22 protein-coding genes are annotated in these 22242 nt (G+C 34.1%); 11 read left to right on the top strand and 11 right to left on the bottom strand.

Annotation, left to right across the window (positions count from 1 at the left end):
* Positions 1-8: 8 nt before the first annotated feature.
* Positions 9-668 carry a hypothetical protein gene (locus HGO49_RS03140; RefSeq protein WP_040754723.1) on the top strand — a complete coding sequence of 220 codons (660 nt, stop codon included), beginning with the start codon at positions 9-11 and terminating at the stop codon, positions 666-668.
* A 99-nt stretch (positions 669-767) separates the two neighbouring features.
* Here the strand turns inward: HGO49_RS03140 and folD are convergent, their stop codons facing one another.
* From folD to ndk, 6 genes are all read right to left on the bottom strand, one after another.
* Positions 768-1655 carry a bifunctional methylenetetrahydrofolate dehydrogenase/methenyltetrahydrofolate cyclohydrolase FolD gene (folD, locus tag HGO49_RS03135; RefSeq protein WP_017532226.1) on the bottom strand — a complete coding sequence of 296 codons (888 nt, stop codon included), beginning with the start codon at positions 1653-1655 and terminating at the stop codon, positions 768-770.
* Positions 1639-2214, bottom strand: coding sequence for a UbiX family flavin prenyltransferase (locus HGO49_RS03130; RefSeq protein WP_017532227.1), 576 nt, complete (start codon positions 2212-2214; stop codon positions 1639-1641). Before HGO49_RS03130 ends, folD begins: the two co-directional genes overlap by 17 nt.
* The gene (locus HGO49_RS03125; protein WP_006014634.1) at positions 2207-2464 is read right to left on the bottom strand and encodes a DUF2312 domain-containing protein; all 258 of its coding nucleotides are present in this window, start codon (positions 2462-2464) and stop codon (positions 2207-2209) included. Before HGO49_RS03125 ends, HGO49_RS03130 begins: the two co-directional genes overlap by 8 nt.
* A 9-nt stretch (positions 2465-2473) precedes the next feature.
* Positions 2474-3751 carry an HlyC/CorC family transporter gene (locus HGO49_RS03120; RefSeq protein WP_026092656.1) on the bottom strand — a complete coding sequence of 426 codons (1278 nt, stop codon included), beginning with the start codon at positions 3749-3751 and terminating at the stop codon, positions 2474-2476.
* A gap of 68 nt (positions 3752-3819) precedes the next feature.
* Positions 3820-4998 carry an aspartate aminotransferase family protein gene (locus HGO49_RS03115; protein ID WP_017532230.1) on the bottom strand — a complete coding sequence of 393 codons (1179 nt, stop codon included), beginning with the start codon at positions 4996-4998 and terminating at the stop codon, positions 3820-3822.
* Between the two features lie 117 nt (positions 4999-5115).
* The gene (ndk, locus tag HGO49_RS03110) at positions 5116-5535 is read right to left on the bottom strand and encodes a nucleoside-diphosphate kinase (RefSeq protein WP_017532231.1); all 420 of its coding nucleotides are present in this window, start codon (positions 5533-5535) and stop codon (positions 5116-5118) included.
* A 114-nt stretch (positions 5536-5649) separates the two neighbouring features.
* Between ndk and HGO49_RS03105 the strand changes: the two genes are divergently transcribed.
* From HGO49_RS03105 to HGO49_RS03095, 3 genes are all read left to right on the top strand, one after another.
* The gene (locus tag HGO49_RS03105; RefSeq protein ID WP_017532232.1) at positions 5650-6474 is read left to right on the top strand and encodes a hypothetical protein; all 825 of its coding nucleotides are present in this window, start codon (positions 5650-5652) and stop codon (positions 6472-6474) included.
* Positions 6471-7424 carry a ferrochelatase gene (hemH, locus tag HGO49_RS03100; RefSeq protein ID WP_007302167.1) on the top strand — a complete coding sequence of 318 codons (954 nt, stop codon included), beginning with the start codon at positions 6471-6473 and terminating at the stop codon, positions 7422-7424. Before HGO49_RS03105 ends, hemH begins: the two co-directional genes overlap by 4 nt.
* 61 nt (positions 7425-7485) lie before the next feature.
* A complete protein-coding gene (locus tag HGO49_RS03095) occupies positions 7486-8349 on the top strand; it encodes a hypothetical protein (RefSeq protein WP_007302168.1) in 864 nt (287 codons plus the stop codon).
* On the opposite strand, the gene gshA is transcribed toward HGO49_RS03095, so the two are convergent.
* Positions 8337-9494 (bottom strand): glutamate--cysteine ligase, encoded by a 1158-nt coding sequence (gshA, locus tag HGO49_RS03090; protein ID WP_017532233.1) that lies wholly within the window; start codon positions 9492-9494, stop codon positions 8337-8339. The genes HGO49_RS03095 and gshA overlap by 13 nt on opposite strands.
* A gap of 82 nt (positions 9495-9576) precedes the next feature.
* Here gshA and hslV point away from each other — a divergent pair, with 82 nt between their 5' ends.
* Positions 9577-10131: an ATP-dependent protease subunit HslV gene (hslV, locus tag HGO49_RS03085; RefSeq protein ID WP_026092657.1), complete on the top strand. Its 555-nt coding sequence runs from the start codon at positions 9577-9579 to the stop codon at positions 10129-10131.
* A gap of 1 nt (position 10132) precedes the next feature.
* Positions 10133-11584: an ATP-dependent protease ATPase subunit HslU gene (gene hslU / locus HGO49_RS03080; RefSeq protein WP_017532235.1), complete on the top strand. Its 1452-nt coding sequence runs from the start codon at positions 10133-10135 to the stop codon at positions 11582-11584.
* A 70-nt stretch (positions 11585-11654) separates the two neighbouring features.
* On the opposite strand, the gene HGO49_RS03075 is transcribed toward hslU, so the two are convergent.
* Together HGO49_RS03075 and HGO49_RS03070 are read right to left on the bottom strand one after the other, a co-directional pair.
* Complete coding sequence (locus tag HGO49_RS03075) at positions 11655-12527, bottom strand: FKBP-type peptidyl-prolyl cis-trans isomerase (RefSeq protein WP_017532236.1); 873 nt, start codon at positions 12525-12527, stop codon at positions 11655-11657.
* Positions 12520-13302, bottom strand: coding sequence for a polyprenyl synthetase family protein (locus HGO49_RS03070; protein WP_017532237.1), 783 nt, complete (start codon positions 13300-13302; stop codon positions 12520-12522). Before HGO49_RS03070 ends, HGO49_RS03075 begins: the two co-directional genes overlap by 8 nt.
* Before the next feature lie 127 nt (positions 13303-13429).
* Here HGO49_RS03070 and acpP point away from each other — a divergent pair, with 127 nt between their 5' ends.
* From acpP to thyX, 5 genes are all read left to right on the top strand, one after another.
* Complete coding sequence (acpP, locus tag HGO49_RS03065; RefSeq protein ID WP_017532238.1) at positions 13430-13690, top strand: acyl carrier protein; 261 nt, start codon at positions 13430-13432, stop codon at positions 13688-13690.
* Between the two features lie 6 nt (positions 13691-13696).
* Entirely contained in the window at positions 13697-14968 is a 1272-nt protein-coding gene (gene fabF / locus HGO49_RS03060) for a beta-ketoacyl-ACP synthase II (protein WP_017532239.1), read from the top strand.
* A gap of 86 nt (positions 14969-15054) precedes the next feature.
* The gene (locus tag HGO49_RS03055) at positions 15055-15192 is read left to right on the top strand and encodes a hypothetical protein (protein ID WP_160142699.1); all 138 of its coding nucleotides are present in this window, start codon (positions 15055-15057) and stop codon (positions 15190-15192) included.
* A 4-nt stretch (positions 15193-15196) separates the two neighbouring features.
* Positions 15197-16474: a UDP-N-acetylglucosamine 1-carboxyvinyltransferase gene (gene murA, locus HGO49_RS03050; RefSeq protein ID WP_017532240.1), complete on the top strand. Its 1278-nt coding sequence runs from the start codon at positions 15197-15199 to the stop codon at positions 16472-16474.
* A 9-nt stretch (positions 16475-16483) separates the two neighbouring features.
* The gene (thyX, locus tag HGO49_RS03045) at positions 16484-17326 is read left to right on the top strand and encodes an FAD-dependent thymidylate synthase (protein WP_017532241.1); all 843 of its coding nucleotides are present in this window, start codon (positions 16484-16486) and stop codon (positions 17324-17326) included.
* 24 nt (positions 17327-17350) lie between these two features.
* Here thyX and HGO49_RS03040 read toward each other — a convergent pair whose 3' ends face one another.
* Positions 17351-18511: a hypothetical protein gene (locus tag HGO49_RS03040; RefSeq protein WP_017532242.1), complete on the bottom strand. Its 1161-nt coding sequence runs from the start codon at positions 18509-18511 to the stop codon at positions 17351-17353.
* A 287-nt stretch (positions 18512-18798) separates the two neighbouring features.
* Positions 18799-22236 (bottom strand): ankyrin repeat domain-containing protein, encoded by a 3438-nt coding sequence (locus HGO49_RS03035; RefSeq protein WP_017532243.1) that lies wholly within the window; start codon positions 22234-22236, stop codon positions 18799-18801.
* Positions 22237-22242: the final 6 nt, after the last annotated feature.

Below are 22242 nucleotides of genomic sequence, written 5' to 3'. Positions count from 1 at the left end.
AGGAAGTAATGTGTATGAATTATATGAGAACGATGAAAGTGTTCGCTGTGTTGATTGCTTTAGCAAGTACAGCTAGTAATGGTACAAGTGAGTTAGAGGATCAGTACAAAGATCGGTATGAAGACCAGTACAAAGATCATTATGAAGATCAATACGAAGATCGATATGAAGACCAGTACGAAGATCATTACTATGTAGGTTTAAACTTTGGGACTCGATGGGGTGAAAGCTTTAAATTGAACCCTAACGTTGTCTTTGGTTATCATCATAACAAAAATTCTAAGTTTGAACTTGAGGTTCTTGCTGACATAAGTGATATAACTGATAAAGCAAAAAGAAAAGTAGGAGCTAGTTTATTGGCAAATTACCTTTACTATCCTGATCTTGAAATTGATCCTATTAAATTATATGCTAGTATAGGAATAGGTGGATATATTCGAATATTACCATCTTTTGGTCTTGGTAATGCAGATACATCTCAAAATGAAACACTAGATAAAATACTGAGTGCTATTTCCTATAAAGTAAAGTTAGGTGTTGATTGTGAAATTATTCCGCAGATAGTTGGCACAGTTGCTATTGCTGCAAGTGGTCAATTAAGTGGCTTTAAACCACCGATGAAAAAACCAGATGCAATCATAGAAATAGGTATACGTTATAATTTTTAAGCTATGAACACTTTGAATCCTTATACACAGTTGTATGCTCGGTGCTATATATGTGCTATTTGCAAAGGTATTCTGTTTATGCTAACATTAAGCTAAACCTTAAGCAATAAAATCAGAAGGATCAACTTCCCGCTGTAAGCAAGCAGCAACTACAGTGTTTATCATAAGAAATGCTATTGTCATCGGGCCAACTCCACCAGGCACTGGAGTAATAGCTTTGACTTTTTCTTTTACTCCCTCAAAGTCAACATCACCCACAAGCTTACTTTGACTTCCTATGTTAATGCTATTTATGCCAACATCAATCACTATTGCACCTTTTTTTATCCAATCTGGTTGAACAAAATTTGGCTTTCCAACTGCTGCAACTACTATATCCGCCTTAGAGCAATAATCAGCTAAATCCCTACTTTGTGAATGCAAGATGGTAACAGTGCAATTTTCTTGCAACAATAGGTGAAACATTGGCTTACCCACAATATTTGATCTGCCAATGATTACCGCATTTTTACCGGACAGATTATTTTCAACTGACTTAATTAAATACAAAGAACCTTTGGGAGTACAAGGTATCAGACAATTTTTTTCACCTTTAACTAACCTGCCAACATTTTCATCATGAAAGCCATCTACATCTTTTTCAACACTTACTGTATTAATTATTCTGCTTGCACTGATGTGCTTTGGTAAAGGTAACTGCACTAAAATTCCATGCACAGATGAATCTTCATTTAATGTATTAACTTTTTCAATCAATTCGTCTTCTGAGATACTATCAGGCAAAACAATAGTTTCAGAACTTATGCCTATTGATTCTGCTTTTTTTTGTTTATTACGAACATAGACCTGACTTGCTGGATTGCTACCTACGAGGATTACTTTTAAGCAAGGAAAAACATTATACTCTTTCTTTAAAATATCAATTTTTTTTGATAGCTCCTCACAGAGATCATTTGCTATTTTTTTACCGTTAATAATAATTGACATTTCCTTGCCACTCCTTGAAATCAGGTAATGCAATATCAAATAAATTCAATGCTTTACCAACAGAATGATTTACAATATCATCCAAAGATTTTGGTTTAATGTAAAAAGCAGGCATCGACGGAGCAATAATTGCTCCCATCTCCGTTAGTTTTAACATATTTCGGAGATGTCCAAGATGTAGTGGAGATTCTCGCACCATAAGAACTAATTTTCTTCTTTCTTTTAGAGTTACATCTGCAGCCCTTGTTAATAGATTGGAGGTTACTCCCGATGCTATTTCAGACATTGTTTTCATAGAACATGGAGCAATAACCATCCCTGAGGTTTTAAATGAGCCGCTTGCTATTTTTTCTCCTATTTTTTCTTCAGAATAGTAAAAGTCTGCAAGTGATGTAATATCTTCAAGTTTTTCTTTAATCTCATGAGCTATAGTTATTTTTCCAGCACTGCTGATCACTAAATGAGTTTCATGATTGGTATTTTTTAGTGCCTCTAGAATCCGTACACCGTAAATAGAACCAGATGCTCCACTTATTCCAATTACAATCCTACTATTCACCTTCGTAATTCATTCCCAATGCACGTTTGTAGGTATCAAGTAATATTTCCTGTTCCTCCCTGTCATCATCATCCATCTTTCTTAGCCTAATAATCTGTTTCATCACTTTTATATCCCAACCTTCATCTGCAGCTTTTGCATATACATCACGAATGTGATCTTGCACATCCCTCTTTTCTTGTTCAAGTTTTTCGATTCTCTCTATATAGCTCTTCAAATCTTCAGCCGTTATTTTTACTGTATCTTCCATAGAACCCAACTAATTAATTGCTACTACAGTATTATCAGTTTTTACTTGTACTTCAATCATAGTAATAATATTTTTATCTTTTTTTAAAATCTTAAAGTAAAAACCGTACATGGAAAACTCTTCATTTTCTTCAGGAATGCGCTCTATTTCGTTTACAATCATACCTGCTAGAGTTGTAGCTTCTTCATCAGGAAGATCCCAATGTAACTGTCTATTAATATCCCTAATAGTAGATTTTCCTTCTATGTGATACATATTATCGGATATCTTTTTTATAAAATTCTCTGTGATCAAATCATGTTCATCTGAAATTTCTCCAACTATTTCTTCCAGTATGTCCTCAAGAGTAACAATTCCCTGAAGGGCTCCGTACTCATCAATAACAAATGCAAGGTGTTTCCTATTTTTACGAAAGTTGTGAAGTTGCACACTAAGCGGTGTACTTTCTGGTATAAACCAAGGCTTTGACATAACTTGGGTAATATCTATTTTATCACCCTTTTCACGTAAGGCATTTATTAGATTTTTTACGTGAACCACTCCGACAACGTTATCTGGTTCTTTTTGCCATAAAGGTACCCTACTATGACTACTAGTCAAAATCTCTTTTATTAACTCTTCTTTGTTTCGATCTATATCAAGAGAAAATAAGTTTCTCCTGTGGGTAATAATTTGCGATATCTCCGTCTCAGCCAAATCAAGTATACTACTTAGCATATCTAAATCCTGTTGTAACATAGTTCCTTCACTGCGATGAAGAGTAATCATATTACGCATTGCATCTGCTGCAGATATTACCTCCCTATTCTTATGAAGCCCACATAACTTCAGAATGAGATTGACAATAAACTGAATGCCTAATGTCAATGGAGAAAGAATCTTGACAAAAAACAGCATAAAATAAGTAGAAAGTAATGTAAATTTTTCAGGATTTTGCATGGCGTAAGTTTTTGGTAACACCTCGCAAAACAGCAAAATACAAAACGTCATCATAGCTGTTGAGAAAAAGATGCCCTCACTTTCAAAGAAATTTATAAATATTGCTGTAAATAAAGCGGAACAAGTAATGTTAATAATTGTATTGCACAGTAGTATTGTTCCTATTGTTAATTCTTTTGTATTCAATAAGCGGTCTATTATCTTAGCTCTTTTATTTCCATCTAGCTTTAGTTTATTAACTCGGGAGCGGCTAATTGAAGTTAATCCTATTTCTGCTCCTGAAAACAAAAACGATAAAATCAATAAGAAAAAAATTGCTGATAATACTGAAATCAATAACCAATCCATTAAAGTATGATGTTATTGCGATATAGAAACAGAGTTGATTTTATATGTTGTAAGAAGCATTTGCAAGTCTATATATCTTTAATATAAAAAAATAAATCATGAAATATATCACACACTGCATTCACATGCATATTCTCAACAACAAGTGGAGGAGTTATTCTTATTACTCTATTATTTAAAATTTTAGTCATTATTAAGCCTTTGTCAAGAGATTGTTTAACAATTTTATCAGCCAAAGGTAATCTAAGCTCTATCCCTATCAATAAACCCTCCCCACGAACTTCTGAAACGATCTTCGGAAATTCTTCAGTCAAAGGCAACAACTTTTCTTTTAGATATTTACTGACCTTCTTAACATGGTCAAAAAAGCCTTCCTTTAGCATTACATCGAGTACTGCATTACCAACAGTCATGGCAAGTGGATTACCTCCATAAGTTGACCCATGAGTTCCTGGAGTGATTGCTTCTGCTATATAATCTTTTACTAAACATGCAGCCAGAGGAAATCCATTACCCATAGCCTTCGCACAAGTGAGCATATCAGGTTCAACTCCTATATTTTGATAGTAAAATAGAGAGCCAATCCTTCCATATCCGCATTGCACTTCATCAAAGCATAAAATTATTCCTTGAGCTTTTGTTATCTCTCTTACTTTTTTAAGATACTCTACGTCCAATGGATGTACTCCGCTTTCACTTTGTATGGGCTCTAAAAATATGGCAGCTGTTTCGCTATTGATTTTCTTTTCTAATGCTTCAATGTTATTTCTTGGAACTTTATCAAAACCAGAAAGGAGCGGAGCAAAGCCTTCGCGTGATTTTTCATTTCCTCCAGCAGAAATTGCAGCAATACTGCGGCCATGAAAACCTCCTTCAATTGTAATAATTCGATTGCGCTTTTCTTGTCCATTTAAGTAAAAATAACGGCGAATAAATTTAATTGCAGCTTCTGTTGCTTCAAGTCCACTTGAGCAGAAAAAAACTTTATCGGCAAAGGTAAGTTCTGTTAAACGCTGAGCAAGCCTTTCCTGCTGAGGAATAGTAAAAATATTAGAGCAGTGCCACAATGAATCCAGTTGTTCCTTCAGTTTATCTGTAATGTATGGATGACAATGCCCTAGAGAGGTTGTAGAAATTCCTGCAGCAAAATCTAAATATTTTTTACCATCCTTATCGAAGAGATATACTCCTTCTCCTCTAACTATAGAAGCTTCAGATCTATTATAAGCATTAACAACATGACCCATTTAAATATTATCTATACTATGTATTAGAAAGCTTTTCCTTCATAACTAAAAATCGAGCTAATATTTCACAGCTCAACATAAAATTCAGAAAGTTTAATTATGTATAGAAAAGTAAAACTACACCAATTCACACTCAGCAAAAAAGAAAGCTATTTCCCTACGAGCATTCTCTAGACTATCAGAACCATGCACTCTATTTTCACTAATATCATTAGCAAAATCACCCCTAATTGTACCTTTATCTGCCTGTTTTGGATCTGTAGCACCCATGATTTGTCTGTATTTACTGACTGCATTTTCACCAATGAAAACTTGAACTATCACAGACCCAGAAGTCATAAATTCCACCAACTCTTCAAAAAAAGGCCTATCCTTATGAATTTCATAAAACAGCTCTGCTTGTTTTTTTGTCAGCAGCATCATTCTTTGTGCTATAATTTTTAGTCCAGATTTTTCAATGTAAGAATTTATACTGCCTGTAATATTATTTTTTACTGCATCAGGTTTTAATATCGAAAGTGTTCTCTCAATTGCCATATCATTCCCTTATATTAAGATCGTATATTTATAGATTTATTTTATTATAAACTTTAATTTGATAAAAGCAATTTTTCACTTATAGTTAAGAATAAACCATCAAGGAGGTGTTTTATGGGGTGTTGTAATAAAAAAAACAACAAACCAGTCGATCCTAATGTTAAACAATCAATTGAAACTACACTTACTGCTAAAGAATGGGTTAATCAATTCAAGTCATCAATTTTTTGTGGGACAAAAGGATTTTTAACTTTTAATTTGGCATTTTTGAGTTATTTAGAGTATAGCTTACACAATAATACAAAATTAAAAGAAGGTGCCGCTTTTGGGATGAAAAGGAACGTTGTTCCATTTGGTGAAATGATTGCCATACCGCTGTTTTTTTGCTTTGTATTACCAGCTATGGTAGGCAACATAAGCCTTATCGAGTGCGCACTTATATGTGCTGCACTGATGGTTGCAACATGTTTTGTTGTGAGAACCTTTTACTTGCGTGAAAAGTTATTGAAAAAAATGACTAATAATGAAAATTATACCGAGGAACAAATAGAGCAGGAATTTAAGAAAGACACTATAAAATTTCCTATCTTTGATAAAAACAGACAGCATATTGAATATAATTCTCCTAATCCAGGACAACTAATGAATGAAAGTCCTCCCTCTCTTTTTGTTAAGGTTTTACTTTTCCCCCTTACGATTTTTCTGAAGGCTCTACAAAGCTGCATAATGATATCTTTGGCTGCTGTTGAACTTCTTGAAGCAGTGCCAAGTTTTTGTGTTGATGTGGTTTTCGATAGAGGCTTTGCATCTACACAGAGTAACATGAAGAGATCTGCTCATCTATTGTATGCCAGTGTAAGAAATTTAGTGCCTGTAACTAAACTTGATGAGTGTGTAGCTGATTTTATAGGCAAACCTGAAGAAAGGTGCTGTCAGTGAAGAAGGCAGTAATCTTATTTAACCTAGGCGGACCTGATTCACTAAGTGCGGTCCGTCCTTTCTTATTTAATCTTTTTTACGATAAAAGAATAATAAATCTACCAAATCCTTTTCGCTTCCTTTTAGCAAAGTTTATCTCCAAAAGGCGAGAAAGTACTGCACAAGAAATATACGAGCACATTGGAGGTAAATCGCCAATCTTGGAGAATACGAAAGCACAAGCTGATGCTTTAGAACTAAAATTAAATGAAAATGGAAACCATGTATATAAGATATTCATCTGCATGCGTTATTGGCATCCATTTGCTGATGAAGTTGTTAAAAGCGTAAAGCAATTCGACCCTGACGAAATCATTCTGTTACCACTATATCCGCAATATTCAACCACCACAACTCTATCATCCATCGAGAATTGGCAAAAAAATGCCAAACTGGAATGTAACACAAAAACAATTCACCATTATTATGACAATGAAGACTTTATTGAAGCTCATGTTAATCTGACGTCTAAATATTATAAATTAGCTAGCAAAATCGGTAAGCCAAGAGTCCTATTCTCGGCTCATAGCTTACCTCTTAGTATCATTAAAAAAGGCGACCCTTACGCTTCACAGATAGAAAAAACAGTAAAATTAATAGTAAAAAAATTGAATATTGAAGATCTTGATTGGGGAATATGTTATCAGAGTAAGGTTGGCCCTGTAAAATGGTTGGAGCCTAGCACTGAAAGTGAGCTATCACGCGCGAAAGACGATAATATACCTGTAGTTTTATCACCTATATCTTTTGTTTCTGAGCATTCTGAAACACTGGTTGAACTTGATATAGAGTATAAAGCAATTATCAAAGACGGATATTACTTTCGCGTACCAACTCTCAGTACTGATCTCTTATTTATCAAGTGCTTGGCCGATTTATGTTTAGATCACTCTCAAAGTACTGATTTATAGCACTTTTCTTTTTAGATTTTTATAGTATAATATTAAAAAGTTATTATTTTATTATCTACTTATGCCAAAAGGTAAGCCAAATACATTTATAGAAAGTATACATGATGTTCACAATCATGATATTAGAAAGATGTATTGTATTGCAGTAGGTTTAACAGGCATATTGTGTAAAATTTCATTGCAATTCTGTTGCGAGTTTATTGATAACAACAGATCCAATATTTGTACTATATTAGATATTTCTAAGTTCATAAAACTACCAACATCAATAATATTTGCTCTTCATTTTGGTCTCAATTTAGCTGGATATAAATCTAAGAAACCTGCGAATGGTGAAGAGGAAAATAAACCTGAAAAACCAATACAGGTTGTAGGTAACTCAGCGTACTTGGCAAGCTGTATCATAGGAATATTGATGCAGGCAAAAATCATTCATTTCTTAGCTAGAAACAACAAGGATGTAATAAGTTATATTAGCTTAACATCAGCAGTTCTATTTCTATTTTCAGAATTCGTAAGCTGTTATTATAAGTGCGAAGAATATAAGGAAGTGCATAAAAAATATCAAGAAGCATGTAAAAAATACAAAAAGGGTGATGACGAACTTACGAAATGTGAAGCTGAGCTTGCTAAATGCAAGAAGAATGTTATGTTTAGCACATTCACTTTGTCATTGGGCTTGTTAAGCTTCATATTAAAAAGAATGGAAATTGCAACTATACCGATAGACTTGGGTGGTGGCATAATCTATAATTTCAACTTAACTGTTACGGTTAGTTTGATACTAAGTATAGCATATCTAGTATCAAACATCGATAAGTTTGTCAATCAACCTAATAATGGTACTGATCCTTCTACTGGACTTGATGACGCTCACCATATTCAGCATAATGGCAGCATTGTAGAAATTAATTATTCGAGATGAAAAGACTTAATTTCTACTGCCAATGCTAGCACTGCTAATTTGCTAACAATATTCCAAAGTGGCAAAGTTTTATTTTCTTGGCTGATATCATAAAATTCACAGTCAGTGGAATTCAAGCTAGAATATACATCTTTCCTGCTATTACATCGGTATAAGTAACATGTTGGAGTATCTCCTATATAGTATATTAGCGGTTCTGCAGAACTACTTTTAAATATGTCAATAGTTGGTACACCTTCTTGTATAATAACACTATTGATTGCTATTCCTTCTTTTATCTTTTTCATTTTATGACGCTTTTTTTTATTGAGATTTAATATTTCCTTTCCACTTGTTGCTGTTATAATGCCCATTCCATATGTGCCATTGCTTGCTTTGATAAAAACGTAAGGTTGTGTTTTTATTTCATATTCCTCATATTTTTTTTGCACTAGAGATAATATTTGGTCAACTTTAGTCGCTACTGCTCCTAGTGATGAATCATCATTAAAGTCAACTCCATTACAGCTTTCTGTAAGCACAGAAATAAGCCATGGATCCATTTTAAATTCGCCACAAAATTCGGACACTAATTTTTGATAGATTTCAAAATATTGAAATTTCTGCCTACTGTGCCAGCCATATAATGGACTTGGCACTATCTCTTGTTTTACGTTTTCTAGTGTGTCTGGAATGTGGCTAGTCATATCACGGTTCAGTATAATAACATCAGGCACAAATCCTGAAGTTGTCTTCAGCAAAGAGTTTTCTTTCACAACAGTTTCATACTGTTCTATTAAATTGTACGTTTCATTATGAAAGAGGCCAATTCTAGTTTCAAAACCTGCGAGTTGCAGTACTTTCTCTATAACAAATACGTTTTCTATATACATTTTATTTCGTGTGTAATTCTCCGGTATTATAAGAGTCTTTTTATATTGTTTTGTTTCAAAATAACTTTTTATTAGTTTTGCTGCTGTTGCTCTTGATGTCTCACTTAGATTGTTGAAACCTGCAGGAAATAAATTAGCGTCTACTGGAGCAATTTTGCAGCCTGAATTCCTAAGATCTATGGAGCTATAAAATGGTAATGTAAAACCATTAAATTTTGTTTTGAACCAATTATTTATATCTTTTTCCAGATTTGGATGAATTATGTTTTGCATCTACACTTTAAATGTTATAAGAAAAGTACTATATTATAAGTTATAATCTTAATATAATATAACGAATTAAAATAACAAAAAAATGATTCATCATGACAGCAGTAAAATGTATGGTACTACTATACTGTCAATTAGAAGAGACAAAAATGTAGTAGTAATAGGTGATGGGCAAGTCTCGCTAGGCCATACCGTTATAAAATCTGGAGCAAAAAAAGTTAGGCGTCTTTCTGGTGATTCCGTAATTGCCGGTTTTGCTGGAGCAACAGCTGATGCATTTACTCTCTTCGAAAGGCTAGAATCTAAACTTGATAAGCACCCAGGACAGTTAATGAGGGCATGTGTTGAACTTGCAAAAGACTGGAGAATGGATAAATATCTAAGAAAATTAGAAGCTATGATGATCGTGGCAGACAAGTCCATTTCATTGGTCATTACAGGAACGGGTGATGTTCTTGAACCTGAAGATGGCATTGCAGCCATTGGCTCTGGAGGAAATTTTGCTTTATCTGCAGCAAAAGCTTTGATTGACGTTGAAGGAATATCAATAGAGGAGATTGCAAAAAAGGCTATGAAGATAGCTGCCGATATATGTGTTTATACAAACCATAATCTAATTATTGAAAAAATAAAGGAGTAATATGTCAAGAACTTTGTGTACCAATTCTTCTGGTCAATCTGTAGTAGGTCAATTTGATAATAATGATGACTGTAATGAGAAAAATAGCCTCTATGAAAATGAAGGTACAGGAAGTACCAGCATTCAAAGCTCACAAGCTTTATTAGATGATCTACCACCACAGAAGATAGTTAAAGAATTAGACAGATTTATAATTGGGCAGAATGATGCAAAGCGCGCTGTTGCTATTGCACTCAGAAATCGTTGGCGTCGAAATAAAGTCCCACTTCCACTACGTGAAGAGATTATACCTAAGAATATACTCATGATAGGCCATACAGGAGTTGGCAAAACTGAAATAGCTCGACGTTTAGCAAAGCTTGCTGGTGCACCTTTTATAAAAGTTGAAGCAACGAAATTTACCGAAATAGGATATGTTGGACGTGATGTTGACTCGATAATACGTGATCTAGTTGACGCAGCAATAGTTTTAGTTAAGGAAAAAGCACGTAAAGCCTTAACTAAAAAAGCTTTAGGTTTGGCTGAAAAGATAATAGTCAACTCCATGGTTGGTGAAGATGCAACCGAGGAAAGCAAAAAAGTTTTCAGAGAAAGAGTGAGAAATAAGGAATTTGAAGATGGAGAAGTTTCTATTAACGTCAGGGAGAGCAAGGGTATGCTACCCACTTTTGATATACCTGGTATGCCAGGTGGGCAAATTGGCGTGATGAACGTAACAGAAATAGTGGGTAAGATGTTTAATGGGAGCAAAAAAACAAAAACTATTACAGTTAAAGTGAAAGAAGCACGTGAAATATTGATTAACGAAGAAAGCGAAAGGTTAATGGATGAAGACAAGATAATCAAAGAAGCGATTGATCTTGTTAGCAATGAAGGCATAGTGTTTTTAGATGAAATAGATAAAATTGCAGCACGTACAGAAATAAAAGGTGAAGTCAACAGAGAAGGAGTGCAGCGCGATCTGTTACCATTACTTGAGGGAACAACTGTTTCAACTAAGTATGGCCCCGTAAAAACAGACTATATATTATTTATTGCATCTGGTGCTTTTCATTTATCTAAGCCATCTGATCTTTTACCAGAATTACAGGGTAGATTGCCAATTAGAGTGGAACTTAAGGCGCTTACTCAAGAGGATCTAATAAAAATATTAAAGGAACCAGAATCTAGTTTGTTAAAACAGTATATAGCTTTAATGAAAACGGAAAATGTAACACTTGAGTTTACTGATGATGGTATAGAGACTATAGCTGAAATAGCATTTACAGTTAATAGAGAAGTGGAAAATATAGGTGCAAGAAGACTTCATACTGTCATGGAGAAGCTTTTGGATGAAATAAGTTTTATCGCTTCTGAAAAAAATAGTGAAAAATTTGTTATAGATAGCAAATATGTAAAAGATAAACTAGAGTCAATTTCAAAGCAGCTTGATTTATCTAAATTTATACTTTAGAGGAAGCCTACTTTAAGTAATATAGAGCATTCAAGAGGTTTTATTTTTTCTTACTTCGTAATTCTTTAAGCTATTTTTCAATAGTAGAATTCAAGCTTAAATCAATTATTACAATATCAAAATCTATGTCTTTTGTTAATACATCAGTTAAAAGGTCAGGTGGAGAAAGAACTGTTCTTTTATTACCAGCTCTCATTCCCACAACTCCAAGTTCTATAGCAAGTGGTGTTTTCTTGTCACCAACCTTAAACTGCACTATTTGATCTTTGATTATATACTCACCATTATGTCTCTTTATGCTATATTGAACTGATATCTCATCGCCACATTTTACTCGCTTTCCAGTTTTGTTAATTAAGTCATTAAAAATCATTAGGTTACTTACTGAATCAGGATATTTATCTTTTACTTCAATCAGTTTGATGTAATAAGAGTTAAAACTCATTTTGTTGTCATCAGCGGCAATAGTAACTACACGCTCTCCACCTTCTTTCATACCTATTACCCCTAAACTCACTTCTTTTAAGTAATCCTGACCTATTTTCAAATTGACATCAGTCGGAAGTAGCGTTGCTAGGTTGTTGGAGACTTTGTACATTTGTAGCAGAACTTCTTGGCCACAGAAAACTTTACTGCCACTGCCTTCAGTAATTTCATAAAAGTTTATCATCTCTTCTTCTTTTTGCTGTGTTATTTCTTCTAAATATTCTGCTAACCCATGCTTTTCAATATAACGATCAAGAGCTGATTCAAGTATCGGCCTGACCAAATAACTTGCTATCATCTGTGTCAAACCACCATGTGTAGCATTTATTTCGTAAAGCTTTTCCCTTTTCTCTGGTTTATCTTTGTTTATATAAACAATCGTAATTATAAAAGCAGAAGCTAAAGTGAGAATCATTACTACAGAGATAAACATTTGTAATATAATTTTTCTAACCATCTTTTTTTACTTGATTCAATAAATCACATAAGTCATTAGTATTACCTGAAAGCGTACTTAAATTATCTGAGGCCTGTTTAAAGAGACTATCTATATAGTTTTCCATTTCATTTTTGCCAAGCACGGACATTAAATTGTTTGTTTTATCTTGCCCATAATCTTCGATATCATCCTTGGCTTGAAAAATAAGCCCTAGATTTATTCCATAGTTATATAATGCTTCCCGCTCCTTGTCTGTAGCGCCTCCTATTATAGCCCCTATTTCACATGAAGCTGCAAATAGTTTTGCAGTTTTCATCAAATGAATTTCTTTTATTTTGTCAAAATCTGCACCTATATCTAAAATCTGCCCTCCCACCATTCCCTTCATTCCTATTGCTTGAGAGAGCACTTTTATGATCTCACAATTTAACAAAGATAATACCTCAAAAGCCAAAGTAAGTAATGCATCTCCGGCCAGTACTGCTGTTGCTTCACCAAATTTTTTGTGGCAGCTTGGCTGGCCTCTGCGGGTGTCACTGTTATCCATACATGGCAGATCATCGTGAATGAGGGAGTAAGCATGAATAAATTCAATTGCTGCTGCTGCTGTTATTGCTTTTTCAACCTTTATGTTGAATATCGACGAAGATGCTATAACTAAAAAAGAACGTATATGTTTTGCAGGAGCAAGAAGCACATAACGCATAGCTGATATAAGTTTATTCTCGCTATTTTCAGGTAAGAGCTTATTCACTTCTACAACAAGCAAATTTTTTGTTGTTTCGTCTAGCATTTTTAAATTTATTAACTATCGAGTGCTAAGAGATAGGAAGTTTTTAATAGTTTATATAATCATAAAAGCTATTGCAAACATCAAAATTTCTTATAACATCAGAGAATAAGTTATTTTTTAGTAAGAAATGAGCGAATTAGCAAAAAGCACTAGGGAAGATATAGAAGAAAAAGTAAAGAAGATTATACTAGAGCACATCAGTAAGGATGTAGAGAAATTTGGTAACTCTTCAAAGCTTTCAGATCATGGCACAGATAGTTTAGATGCAGTTGAAATAATCATGGCAGCTGAAGAAGAATTTGGTATAGAGATTCCTGATGAAGATGCGCAAAAAATGGAAACTATGGAACAGATAGTTGAATATGTAGTAAACAAAGCAAACAATTGATGTTGAATGAGCAGAAGAGTAGTAGTTACCGGTATTGGCTTAATTACTCCATTAGCAGCAGATGTTGATAACACCTGGTCAAAGCTGATAGAAGGAAAATCTGGCATAAAGGCAATCAGTACAGACAGATTTGATTCTTCTGACCTTACTTGCAGGGTTGCAGGGCAAGTTCCAACGCAATCTGACGATATTGAGAATTACTTCAATCCGCTAGATTATATTTCTGAGAAAGATCTAAAAAGAACAGATCGCTTTATTCACTACGGCTTTGCAGCTGCTGTTCAGGCAGTAGAAGATTCACTAATTTTGGAAAATAAAAATATTAATAAAGAGCGAATAGGTGTAGCTATTGGTTCTGGTATAGGTGGTCTTCCGTCAATTCAGGAAAATGTAATTACCATGCAGGAGAAGGGGCCTAGACGTGTTAGCCCATTTTTTGTTCCTGCAAGTCTAATAAATTTGATATCTGGTCATATTTCTATTAAATACGAATTTATAGGTCCAAATGACTCAGCGGTAACTGCATGTGCAACAGGTGCGCATGCGATTATAAACTCAGCAAGAGCTATAAAACTCGGTGAAGCTGACATTATGATTGCAGGCGGAGCAGAAAGTGCGTTATGCAGAGTTGGAATTGCAGGTTTTGCATCGATGAAGGCGCTATCAACTAAATTCAATGATAATCCTGAAGAGGCCTCAAGGCCATGGGACGAAGAACGCGATGGATTTGTCATGGGCGAAGGGGCAGGTATATTAGTTCTGGAAGAATATGAACATGCAAAAAAAAGGGAAGCAAAAATATATGCAGAACTCACTGGATATGGACTCACAGGAGATGCGCACCACATCACAGCACCACATCCAGAAGGAAGAGGCGCACTTAAGGCAATGGAACTTGCTTTAAGGAGTGCACAAGTAAGCCCAAGTCAAATTGGGTATATCAATGCACATGGAACTTCAACAACACTTGGGGATAAAGTTGAAGTAATAGCAATGAAGCAGTTATTCGGTGACTATGCCTATAAAATACCTGTTTCCTCGACTAAATCTTCTATAGGACATTTACTTGGTGCCGCAGGAAGTGTTGAAGCAATATTTAGTATCCTTGCATTAAACAATGGAATTGTTCCACCAACTTTAAACCTACACAAACCTTCAGAAGGGTGTGATTTAAATTTTGTACCACTTAAAGCTCAAGAGCATAAAATTCAATATGCGCTTTCTAATTCATTTGGTTTTGGTGGTACCAACGCGTCTCTCATCTTTGGAAAGGTGTAGTTAATTATGCTATTTTGAATCGACTACGAAAATGTTATTCAAGTAGCTGAAACTGGAATCCAGTTAAATTGGTCAGCATAAAAGTAATGTTGAAATATAACATTTTGATGATGATGAAGAAATGGATCCCAGTGTCAGCTACTCGAATGACAGAAGAAGAAAAAGCAAAACTTTGCCTTTTACCGCTAACCTATTATACTTACTTGATAAGTTCTATCGCTTGATTAAATGCATAAAATATTAGTAAGAAGTAACCATAAGTCTTTGATTGGAAAAATCAAGATTAATGGTTCAAAGAATGCCGTCTTACCAATAATGGCGGCAAGCTTGTTTAGTAATTCTTCAATAACTTTGCATAACGTACCTGATTTAATTGACGTTCATTTGATGTCTAAGCTGCTTAAGAGTCTTGGTGCAGAAGTAAATTTTATATGCAATAAAGACTATAAAGCAAATCACACTTTGGAAATTGACTGTAGCAATATCAATAACTATTTAATATCACATGAAATTGCAAGCAGACTGCGAGCATCTTTTTTAATGCTAGGTCCAATGCTCAGCAGATTTGGTAAAGTTTCAACAGTATTTCCTGGTGGATGTAATATTGGAAAACGTCCTGTTGACATTCATATTAAGGCACTTGAAGCAATGGGAGCTAAAATTGAAATTGATAGCTGTAATATAACTGCAACAACAAAGGGGAAATTGCAAGGCAAAGAAATAACATTTGAAAAAGTGAGTGTTGGTGCAACAGAAAATATAATAATGGCAGCAACACTTGCAGAGGGAGTAACAATAATAAACAATGCCGCAACGGAGCCGGAAGTTCTTGATTTAATAGAGTTTCTGAAGAGTATGGGTGCCAATATTGAAGTTAATAACACAAAAATCACAATAGAAGGTGTTGAAGCATTAAATGGGTGTGAGCATAAAATAATACCAGATCGCATAGAGGCCGGTACTTATGCTTTGGCTGCTGTCATTACCGGCGGCGAGCTAAAGTTAGAAGGAGTAAACTTGTCTGATATGGAATGTATTGCAAATGAATTGAAGACTATAGGAGCCGGAGTTGAGTTATGTGACGATGGTATTATTATTTCTAGAAAAAATGGCTCTATTAAATCTACTCACGTTACAACAAATCCATATCCCGACTTTCCCAGCGATATGCAACCACAACTAATGTCTGCTATATGCATTGCAGATGGAATATCAATCATTAAAGAGAACGTTTTTGAAAGTAGATTTGCACATGCAAATGAGCTAAGAAAATTAGGTGCTAATATCAGCATCGAAAAAAATAAAGCTACTATAAGTGGAATAAAGAGCTTATCTGGAGCTAATCTATATGCTAATGACTTAAGATCAACGGCAGCTTTGGTGCTTGCTTCTTTGTTGGCTAAAGGAGAAACTACAATAAATAACTCACATCATTTATGGAGAGGATATGAGGCCATGGATGAAAAACTCAATTCATGTGGGGCTGATATCTCTGTTTCATCTTGAGAATATATTATGAATGAGACAACTAAGCGAACTACAGTAAAAGAGATAGATGAAATTCTATACGAAGAACATAAGGTGTTAGATCATGGATTTGTTCGAGTGATTGATTATATGGGCTCTGATAGCGCCATAGTTCAAGCTGCTCGCGTTTCTTATGGAAAAGGAACGAAACAGATAAATCAAGATGAAGCGCTTATAAAATATTTGATGAGAAATCATCATACAACTCCATTTGAAATGTGTGAAATTAAGTTTCACGTGAAACTTCCAATTTTTATTGCAAGACAGTGGATAAGACATAGAACTGCAAATGTGAATGAATATTCCGGAAGGTATTCGATACTTGATAATGAATTTTATATACCAGAACAGGTTGCAAAACAATCTGATAATAATAAACAAGGCAGCGGTGAAGCTTTTGACTCAAGTACTTCAAAAGAAATAATAGATTCTCTAACAAAGGACTCTAATTTAGTATATTCTCATTATGAGAAATTTATTGAGCAGGGCCTTGCAAGAGAAATTGCCCGAACTAATCTAACACTTAATTACTATACCCAATTTTATTGGAAAATAGATTTACACAACCTTTTTCACTTTTTAAGGCTTAGAGCTGATAAGCACGCCCAATATGAAATTAGAGTCTATGCAGAAATTATGTTGGACATAGTGAAGAAATGGGTTCCGCTGGCCTATAATGCTTTTGTTGAATATTCCCTAAAATCAGCCTGCATTTCAAAAAATGGTCTTGAAATAATTCGCAAGCTAATTAAAGGAGAAAATATTACTAGAGAAGAAAGTGGCATTGGTAAAAGAGAATGGGATGAGCTGATGTCTATACTTTGTAAATAACCAAAAAGATCAAGTTATGTCCGTTCACAGACTTGCAGGTGTGAGCAACAATTTATTCATACCTTTATCAACTAATATATCAATTATTTTTGAATTTGTTCTTTCTGTTGTTTCATAAAGCTTTTCGGCTTTCTTTAACATTAGTGTTGCATTTCTAAGCATAATATAAACTTGGCAATAATCTGCAAAATTTTCAATATACATATCATATGAATAACGGTTTACAGCAAGTTCCATTACCCTACAAACTTCCTCTAATGTAAAATTGGCAGCTCCTGTATCAGGACAAAAGCCAACCACTCCTTTATTAGAGTCAAAAAATATGTATTTATCATTCTCTGCTTTATACACCAACATAGAATGTCCAGCACCCTTGACATCTGCTCTATTATAAGTAAAACAAAAAGAACTAAATTCTAAGTAGCATCCTATTTCCACATTATTTAAGACATGTTTGATTTGTTCTTGGTTAGTATCTATCCATACTTTTGTTGAAAATAAATCATCATATGACTGCTCATATATTGTCTCATCAGAATAAAATGGATCTCCTTCTCGCTTTTTAATGCTCTGAACATCAAGAATAGGTAAGAATTGCGATAAAAACTGCATCATCAATAACTTAATCGTTTGTTCTTTTTTTCCATCAATATAATTCATAAAATCTTGTTCAGATATAATATTATCAGACTCGAGGAATTGAACAAAATCTTGCCTGTTCTCTAATTTTAGAAAAGTAATAAAGTAATTTAGTGAGTGACATAACCCTCTTTCGAGAGAAAAACCTAAAATTTCTTCAAATCTATCTTTTAATTGTACAATTTTAGATATACTATCTGACATAAAAGTATTCAAATTAAATTGAATAGCTTTTTCACTTTCAAATAATTTATTATATTGTTCTTCAGCGGATAAATCTGGTGCTTTATATACATATCTAGCATTTTCTCTACGTATACCTTCTATATCTTCAACGATACCGCGTTCTATATTTTTACTGATAGCAATTTCGTGATTCCTTATATTAGTAAATAGGTTTAAAAATTCTACAATTTGCTGCTTTGAAAGTGTTTTTTCAATTTCTCCATCTTTAGTTTTAGAAAATACTCTAATTTTAGCGTTTTTCTTGTCAGTATAGACTTTTAATACAATAGATTCAGCAATGCGATTAACATATTTTGGCATATTAATTATTAAGATGTTAACTATATATCTTAATAATAGTATAACCCACGCCACCTGTCAATTAATAAATTAATATTATTTGTTATATAAAAAAGTAAATTGCATAGTAGATTCCAGTGCTTGACACTGGAATCTAGGAATTTTGATTCTAAATTGGGTATTGGTCTTAAATTAAAATAAACGTTTGTGATGAGATTATATGAACACTGGATCCCAGTGTCGGAGCACTGGGATGACAGGAGAAGATTTCATTCCTTATATCAATTAATTCTCATCCACCTTTTATGTTACATAAACTCATCACTTTTATAGAACATCTCATTAAAATCATTCAAAATTCCAAAATCTTGATTTTTAATAAATAGATGCCCATCTGCAATATAGGACTCAGCAAGAGTAAATGGTTCATCATGATGCTGTGATGCTGGCCTAACAATTTCATTGTACAAAACCATTACTTGCTCATAATTGTATCCACTACCATCATGATATTTACCACGTATAGTGTCATAAAAATTTCTTACATCATCATACGTAACTTGCAGTTCTACCTTATATTTCCCTATTTCAACAGCCTCACCCACTTTTATTTTTAAAGGATGTTGTTTCACATTATCTATAACAATTGTTTCCTCTTGCTTCTCTTCGTCTCCTCTTATCGATCTTTTACTCCTTTCTTCACTTGCAGTTGGCATTTGGTCTATATCGTTAGATTCTTCTTCTTGCATAGTAATTTTTTTGAGATAGCTAAGCATATCCTTTCCAGCTTTTTCCCACGTTGCAGCCTCTTTTGAAAGCTCACGATAATAAGAATCATTATCGCCTTTGCTATCTATTACATCTCTTTCTAGCCCTTTCCCTTCTGCCCATAACTCAGCATGTTCAATAAGTGTCCTGCCATCTTTGCCTACAACGTCAACGTCAGCTTTGTTTTTTATTAGATATTCTATTGTATCTAACTTTCCATGCCTCACTGCATGAACTAAAGGTGTCCAACCATCATTATCCTGAGCATTAATATTCGCACCTTTTTCAACTAACTGCTCTATCATCTTCTTATTCCCAAGATCAACAGCAAGATGCAAAGGTGTTAAGCCGTAGCTATCCTGAATATCAATATCCGCATTGTGCTCTATGAGATATTTAACTACTTCCATATTTTTCATGTGCATGGCAAAATGTAGTGGAGATTTACCAGAGCCAATATCACGGGTATCAACATCTATACCATGATCTATTAAGTATTTAGCAATTTCCGTATGTTTTAGCTCAATTGCATAGTGCAACAGTGTTTGAGCTGACGTGTTCTTGATACCAAGATCTGCGCCATACTCAATTAAACTCTTAACTATTTCCGCATTCCCTAGCTTAATAGCAGCAAGTAACGGAAAAGTATAATAACTTTTACTATTAGGATCTGCGTTATGATCTAATAGATACTTCACTATTTCTGTATTACCTGAATAAATAGCACTGTATAATGGCGTTTTGGAATAAGCATCTTGAATATTAGTATTTGCACCACGATCTATTAAGTATTTAGCTATCTCTATATTTCCAGACTCAATAGCATAGTGTAAAGGTGTCTTATAATACACATATTTAGTATTAGTTTTCTGATAATAATTGTCATGAACATTAAGATTTGCTCCATGATCAATAAGATATTTTGCTACTTCCGTATTTCCTGACTGAATGGCATAATGTAGTGGCGTTTGTCCATTATGGTCTCTTGTATCAATATATGAATTGTGTTTTAGTAGCGTTGCTACTTTGCTTAAATCTTCCAATGAAGCAGCAGAATGTAAACTCGTCGCACCTGTTACCTTATTTATCTCGTTTACTTTTCCTATAGTGTTTCCTACATTATTGTCGTCAATATTCACCTTTAAGAAAGGCTGTTTATTATACTGCATCACCTTTGTTGTAACAGCTTTTCCTTGTTCGTCTGCACTCGCTTTTTTTATATTGTCTTCTCTACTAATACTTTCTATCTTGTTTTTATCACCACTAACATGATGTGCTGAACTGTAACCATATATACCCCTGCCTTCACTTTGTTGGCTTGTTGAACTTTCAACACTGTTAGATTCAACAACATTATATTCCATATGTTGTTCACCACTCAGCTCAGCTTTGACCCACTGTTTAAATTCCTGAGTATAACCTTTTAGCTCAGTCAAAAAATCCTCAAATAATTTATTACCTTGAGATCTATCTGCACGATGTGTAGAAAGGCCCTTGAGCAAATTATCAATCATATCTGGGTGTTTATCTTCAAGAAATTTGATCACTTGTTCAGCATCCGAATGATAATGTTCCCCTTTATTACTCCAAATATTATTGCGCAATATTTCATCTGGTTTGAGATCTTTATTTCTTATTGCAATCAAGGCCTCTTTATCTCCGTGGTCATTGACATGCCGACCATCTTCTAAACTTGCCATATAGTTAGCAACCCCTTCATGCATGGCCTTAGATAAGACATCACCTGTACCATAATAGGAATTAATGATAGTTAAGGCGTGCCCCAATTCGTGTTTTAAAGTTTTACACGAGTCATCAAATTGGTCTTGTAGATAAAAATAAACATGAACTTCTGAGCCACGCCCTTGAACTGTTAAGCCAGAAGCGCCTTTATAGTTAACGTTCAACTCCTTAAGATAATTTTCGTAGTCACTCTTTGTATTAAATACGAAAACATTAACTTTATTTGGTATGTTGTGCCAAGGCTGAGAATTATTAATGCCAAATGCTGAATCAAAATCTTTTATAGTACTCTCGATGGCATTTTTTACACTACTCAATTTGCTCTGAGTTAATTCCTCATCATCATATTTTATATTTATTTGAAGCTTGTGTTCGCCAAAAGTCATAACTTCACTATCTGGCACAAGATCTGCCACAATTTTATCGCCACTTTTTACATCCATCCACTGCTTAAATTCTTTTTCAACTTCTGAGTTATTCAAAAGATGCTTGAATTTTGATATCGCTTCTACTCTATTGAAGGACATCTCAGTAAGCAATTGCTTTATGAATTGAGGATGTTTTTCTTGTAGGAATGTCACTAAGCAATCTGATATTCTATAGTCGTTAGACATACTTGCTATTTTATATGGTGTATCATGCCCAGATTCATGCATTTTATTGTATGCTTCTTTTGTATAATGCATATCGCGAGTGCTTTCTTTTTTAGCTGCATCATAGCTCCACATGAAAAGCTTCATACCGGTACGTAAAACTTCAGGTACTGTCTCCATATTACCGGTAGAGTACTCAAGAAATGCATCGCTCATTTTTTCCATTAAAATTTTAGATTTTGCACAAAGTAAGCCATTTACATCTCCAACAATAAAAGTCTTTGCTATCGTGCCGTCAGCTTCGTGTGCTCTTACTGTTCCACCACCCCATAATTCTCTATGGTCTTTACCACCTGAAAGTTCCTTGATGTGAGCTTTGTAATCATCGTAATTTTTCAGCACATAAAGCTGCAATTTTACTGGACCAGAATGAACGCTTTTTTGTGAATAGAAATTATCAGACCAGGCTCCGTAAGCATCTTTTACAGTTTGTTTTATATACTCAGGGGTATAACTAGCTAATCCCCCATATTTTACTTCTATTGTAAGCTGATCGTTTATTACTATACTTTCTTTATTTGGAAATAATTTTTTAATCAAAGTTTGTGATTTATAATATTCAGAATTTGTTTTAAATTTCATATCCAC

This window comes from Wolbachia endosymbiont of Diaphorina citri, from assembly GCF_013096535.2.
Taxonomy (GTDB): Bacteria; Pseudomonadota; Alphaproteobacteria; order Rickettsiales; family Anaplasmataceae; genus Wolbachia.
This window is presented reverse-complemented; position numbering and strand designations above follow the sequence as displayed.

Excerpts from the sequence above, each read along its gene's own strand:
- HGO49_RS03140 (WP_040754723.1), top strand. The coding sequence starts at position 9 with ATGTGTATGAATTATATGAGAACGATGAAAGTGTTCGCTGTGTTGATT.
- folD (WP_017532226.1), bottom strand. The coding sequence starts at position 1,655 with ATGTCAATTATTATTAACGGTAAAAAAATAGCAAATGATCTCTGTGAG.
- HGO49_RS03125 (WP_006014634.1), bottom strand. The coding sequence starts at position 2,464 with ATGGAAGATACAGTAAAAATAACGGCTGAAGATTTGAAGAGCTATATA.
- HGO49_RS03120 (WP_026092656.1), bottom strand. The coding sequence starts at position 3,751 with ATGGATTGGTTATTGATTTCAGTATTATCAGCAATTTTTTTCTTATTG.
- HGO49_RS03115 (WP_017532230.1), bottom strand. The coding sequence starts at position 4,998 with ATGGGTCATGTTGTTAATGCTTATAATAGATCTGAAGCTTCTATAGTT.
- ndk (WP_017532231.1), bottom strand. The coding sequence starts at position 5,535 with ATGGCAATTGAGAGAACACTTTCGATATTAAAACCTGATGCAGTAAAA.
- HGO49_RS03105 (WP_017532232.1), top strand. The coding sequence starts at position 5,650 with ATGGGGTGTTGTAATAAAAAAAACAACAAACCAGTCGATCCTAATGTT.
- HGO49_RS03095 (WP_007302168.1), top strand. The coding sequence starts at position 7,486 with ATGCCAAAAGGTAAGCCAAATACATTTATAGAAAGTATACATGATGTT.
- gshA (WP_017532233.1), bottom strand. The coding sequence starts at position 9,494 with ATGCAAAACATAATTCATCCAAATCTGGAAAAAGATATAAATAATTGG.
- hslV (WP_026092657.1), top strand. The coding sequence starts at position 9,577 with ATGATTCATCATGACAGCAGTAAAATGTATGGTACTACTATACTGTCA.
- hslU (WP_017532235.1), top strand. The coding sequence starts at position 10,133 with ATGTCAAGAACTTTGTGTACCAATTCTTCTGGTCAATCTGTAGTAGGT.
- HGO49_RS03075 (WP_017532236.1), bottom strand. The coding sequence starts at position 12,527 with ATGGTTAGAAAAATTATATTACAAATGTTTATCTCTGTAGTAATGATT.
- HGO49_RS03070 (WP_017532237.1), bottom strand. The coding sequence starts at position 13,302 with ATGCTAGACGAAACAACAAAAAATTTGCTTGTTGTAGAAGTGAATAAG.
- acpP (WP_017532238.1), top strand. The coding sequence starts at position 13,430 with ATGAGCGAATTAGCAAAAAGCACTAGGGAAGATATAGAAGAAAAAGTA.
- fabF (WP_017532239.1), top strand. The coding sequence starts at position 13,697 with ATGAGCAGAAGAGTAGTAGTTACCGGTATTGGCTTAATTACTCCATTA.
- HGO49_RS03055 (WP_160142699.1), top strand. The coding sequence starts at position 15,055 with ATGTTGAAATATAACATTTTGATGATGATGAAGAAATGGATCCCAGTG.
- murA (WP_017532240.1), top strand. The coding sequence starts at position 15,197 with ATGCATAAAATATTAGTAAGAAGTAACCATAAGTCTTTGATTGGAAAA.
- thyX (WP_017532241.1), top strand. The coding sequence starts at position 16,484 with ATGAATGAGACAACTAAGCGAACTACAGTAAAAGAGATAGATGAAATT.
- HGO49_RS03040 (WP_017532242.1), bottom strand. The coding sequence starts at position 18,511 with ATGCCAAAATATGTTAATCGCATTGCTGAATCTATTGTATTAAAAGTC.
- HGO49_RS03035 (WP_017532243.1), bottom strand. The coding sequence starts at position 22,236 with ATGAAATTTAAAACAAATTCTGAATATTATAAATCACAAACTTTGATT.